General features: G+C 45.9%; 4 protein-coding genes. All 4 read left to right on the top strand.

The features are described 5' to 3' along the window. Nucleotides 1-538 precede the first annotated feature (538 nt). Nucleotides 539-2,020: a sodium-dependent transporter gene (locus MHN01_RS18875; protein WP_239412765.1), complete on the top strand. Its 1,482-nt coding sequence runs from the start codon at nt 539-541 to the stop codon at nt 2,018-2,020. Between the two features lie 2 nt (nt 2,021-2,022). Continuing rightward, complete coding sequence (locus tag MHN01_RS18870; RefSeq protein ID WP_239412764.1) at nt 2,023-2,124, top strand: MetS family NSS transporter small subunit; 102 nt, start codon at nt 2,023-2,025, stop codon at nt 2,122-2,124. A 291-nt stretch (nt 2,125-2,415) separates the two neighbouring features. Further along, complete coding sequence (locus tag MHN01_RS18865; protein WP_239412763.1) at nt 2,416-2,928, top strand: hypothetical protein; 513 nt, start codon at nt 2,416-2,418, stop codon at nt 2,926-2,928. Between the two features lie 204 nt (nt 2,929-3,132). Then, on the top strand, nt 3,133-4,026 hold an 894-nt coding region (locus tag MHN01_RS18860), incomplete at its 3' end, for a DUF2860 domain-containing protein (RefSeq protein WP_239412762.1).

Raw genomic sequence — 4,026 nt, 5'->3', positions numbered from 1 at the left:
TTGAGGCCCGCTGGCTCGCAAACCTCGTTGATGGTGAGACTTCTGCTGTCTGCCAGCTACCAACAGGCGCTCAAACCTGCCTACTCAGTTTTGATTCGGAATGGCTTAGTCAGTTTCAAACAAATGTTGGTGTTACATTTTCTTTCTGAGTATTTGTTCTAAAGGCTGGATTATCTAGCCTTCTGGAGCCTGACAACCGTTAAGCGCTAAATTTTGATGATTTATCAGTCAATATCGTCACTATAAAAAAATAATATTTCACCCTACCCAATCTTCTGAACGCAGTTTTTTCCTCTATCTATTGGTTCCACCACTTTGATCTTTGTGCGGCCTATCGCAATTATCACAAAAGTTAACACCAAGGCATCACTCAGTTAACAAACCTACAGTCTATTGCTTTACATATATTCTATGGTTAATCTCAAGTTATTAACGTGGTCGTTCAATCCAGATCCCACGTTTCAGGAAGTAAATTTCTAGAATAAATCACTTAAAATTACTTGTTTCATAGAGTATTGCAGTACATAAGGAGATGTTTATGAAACGCGAACAATGGGGCTCACGCGCAGGATTTATCCTGGCAGCAGTAGGCTCTGCTATCGGATTAGGGAACATTTGGCGTTTCCCATATATGGCTTACGAGAACGGCGGCGGCGCATTTTTTATTCCATACCTTTTCGCCATGTTAACTGCCGGTATTCCATTCATGATTATGGAATTCAGTCTAGGTCATAAGCTTCGTGGTGCTGCACCTCGTGCCTTTTCCAAAATGGGCGGTAAGCTAGAGTGGCTTGGATGGTTCCAGGTATTTATTGCTGCGATTATCGCTGTTTATTATGTTGCGGTTATCGGCTGGGCAATTTCTTACCTAAGCTTCTCATTTACCCAGAGCTGGGGAAGTGATACCAATGGCTTCTTCTTCGGTGAATATCTAAAGCTGGGTGACAACTCACCAAGTAACCTGGGCGGCCTGCAGCTGCACATTGCTATTCCAATGGCAATTGCTTGGGCAATCACCTTTGCAGCAATCTTTACTGGTGTAAAAGGCGGTATCGAGCGCGCAAGCAAGATCATGATGCCGTTACTATTCCTGATGGTTATTGGCCTAATCACCCGTATCGTCTTTTTGCCTGGCGCACTAGACGGCCTGAACTACCTGTTCCAGCCTGACTTCAGCAAGATCCTTGATGCCAAGGTCTGGTCTGCAGCCTACGGCCAAATCTTCTTCACCCTGAGTGTCGGCTTTGCCATCATGATTGCATACTCTAGCTATCTTCCTGAGAAGTCAGATATCAACAATAATGCCTTCATGACTGTACTGATCAACTGTGGTTTCTCTATCACAGCCGGTGTTCTGATTTTCGGTGTACTTGGCTACATGGCCCAGGAGCAAGCGAAACCGCTTACTGACGTGGTTTCTGCGGGTGTTGGTCTGGCATTTGTAACCATTCCGGCAGCCATCAACCTGCTACCGGCACCATATATCCTTGGTCCACTGTTCTTCCTGGCATTGGTTGTCGCAGGTCTGAGCTCGCATATCTCGATTATCGAAGCGGTAACGTCAGCTATCATCGATAAACTGAACTGGTCACGTAAGAAAGCAGCTTCCATTGTCTGCGGTGTTGGTTTTGTGGTGTCTATGGCCTTTGCGACCAACGGCGGCCTACTGCTACTTGACCTGGTCGACTACTTCATCAACAACGTAGCACTACTAACAAGCTGTCTGATTGAGCTGGCGATTATTGGTTGGTTGTTCAAAGTTGCGGATGTTCGTAGCTATGTAAACAACATCTCTGAATTCAGTGTAGGTAAATGGTTCGAGGTATGTATCCGCTTCCTGAGCCCTGCAATGCTGGCGGTCATTCTGGCGACAAACCTGGTTAACACATTCAACGACGGATATGGCGGCTATGCAATGTCTGATCTACTAGTACTAGGCTGGGGACTGGTTGCAGCAATGTTTGTTGTCGCTGTCATTATCAACCTGGCTTCTAAACCACAATCTCATCAGGAGGCATAACTATGACATTCGGTGCAATCATCATGATGTTATTTGGTTTGGGCATCACATGGGGCGGAGCAGCATATTGCATCTCTGTTGCCATGAAAAAGCAAAACCAGTAACTGTTTACGTTAGATAGAATTCATAGAGGCTCTTCGGAGCCTCTTTTATTTTATCTGATTGCTCTAACCTCTAACCTCTAACCTCTAACCTCTAACCTCTAACCTCTAACCTCTAACCTCTAACCTCTAACCGCCGTTCATTGTTAAACTGCTCAGTAACAGATGCGAAATAAAAACTTTGCTAGCTGTGATTCATTCCCGTAAAGAATCCTTTTCCTTATCTCTATCATATCGTTACAATCACACGCACTAAGCAAATATAATTAACAAAGTCGCACTCAAGGAAAGGCAATGAAGTTACCTGCAATTATACTCTCTCTCGCTCTACTCCCATCGTCTGTGCTTGCAGCATCAACCACTTGCGAAAGCGATAAATACCATCAGTATGTTGACGCTTCTCTGTCGTGGTATCAAAGCCTGGTCGAGTTGGCTGTGAAGAAAGACCAAAACCTTGAAGAAGTCGGAAAATGGTTCCTGGAAGGTCGCAAACATCATTTTGAATTAAACAGAGTCGCTGTTGACTGGTACCTGGAAAACGACAAGGACCAACTGGAATTAGAACAACCAATTGAGAGCTGGCTAAAGCTTACCCAGGAAGATGTGAAAACTCTGTCCCAGCAAGATAATGAGCTAGGCCGTTATGCCAAAAAATCTTTCGATGATCGCCAGAGCAAACCGCATCCAAAGAACTATGAGCTGCGCAGTGCATTTGCTGATCTGCTAACGCATCCGGGTGGCATCGACAAACCACTGAATGCTTACAATGAGAAAATGACGGCCGTTGCGGCCATTAAATGTAAGTAATCGTCTGCATACATCACCGGGAGTTCGTCCCCTTCCCGGTGATGCTCTCATGTTCCATAGCCAATATCGAAAGAAGCCATTCCTAATAGCAAATTTGTGATTTGACCTTTCAATGACATAGCGTATTCTAGATTGGCGTATAAGTGGCTTTTTATTAATAAAGTCATAACCTTAAATCTCTTATGGCTTTGCAAGGAGCAATAAATGAAGCCTATAAAACTCTGTCTCGTTGCCAGCTTTGTCTCAACATCAGTCTTTGCCAATCCGGGGCTACAATGGTCGCCGGGCTTTGGTGGTGACATCTCGATACTGACGGGTTACACCCGTACCACATCGCAGTTTAATACCGATAATAGCGTCACGGCAGATCTAAACAGTAACGGTGAGTCTCAGAGTGAGGGCTTCGTCAGCCCGCTAGGGACAATTAGCTACACTATGGAACAAGCAGACAAGCAAATCTACTTTGGTACCAGCCGCTCAGATGTTGCCTTGGGACGATTTCATGTCGAACTGGGATACCGCCAGCGCATTCCTGACAACGGTCAGATCAGTATCAGCTATGTGCCCGGCCTGCTCTCAAGTGACACATGGGAAGATCCTTTTGTCACCAACAGCCCGCGTACCGAAACTGATAGCACCATAAAAGGCGTACGCCTGCAATATGACCGCATCCTCGGCTCTAACTTTTCTGTCGAGCTCTCAGGCGGCAAGCAGGAGATTGACTCAGAAAAAAGTGGTCAAACCCTGACCTCTGAGCAACAAGCATTGCTAGAGCGTGAAGGCGATATCCTGTTTACCCAGCTCAGCTACCTCAAGCCAATCAGCCGTGAACAGATTTTCCGTACTGCTGTCAGCTACACGCGTCTTGCAGCCGATGGCGACGCCATGGCCAATGACACCTACGGCGCAGAAGTTGGTGTTATTCAAATGCTGCCAAGCTCGAGTCTGGCATTGACGCTCAGTTATGATCTGGCTCAGTTTGACGAAACCAATCCTGTATTTAACGAACGCCAGAAAGATAATCGCTGGGGTGTATTCCTTGCCTACGAATACCAGGAACCGTTTGGTTGGGAGGATTGGGGCCTCGTTTCTTTGGCA

The sequence above is a fragment of the Photobacterium sp. OFAV2-7 genome, from assembly GCF_022347985.1.
GTDB lineage: Bacteria > Pseudomonadota > Gammaproteobacteria > Enterobacterales > Vibrionaceae > Photobacterium.
Note: the sequence above shows the minus strand (reverse complement) of the source record. Positions and strands in the feature narration are given on the sequence as shown.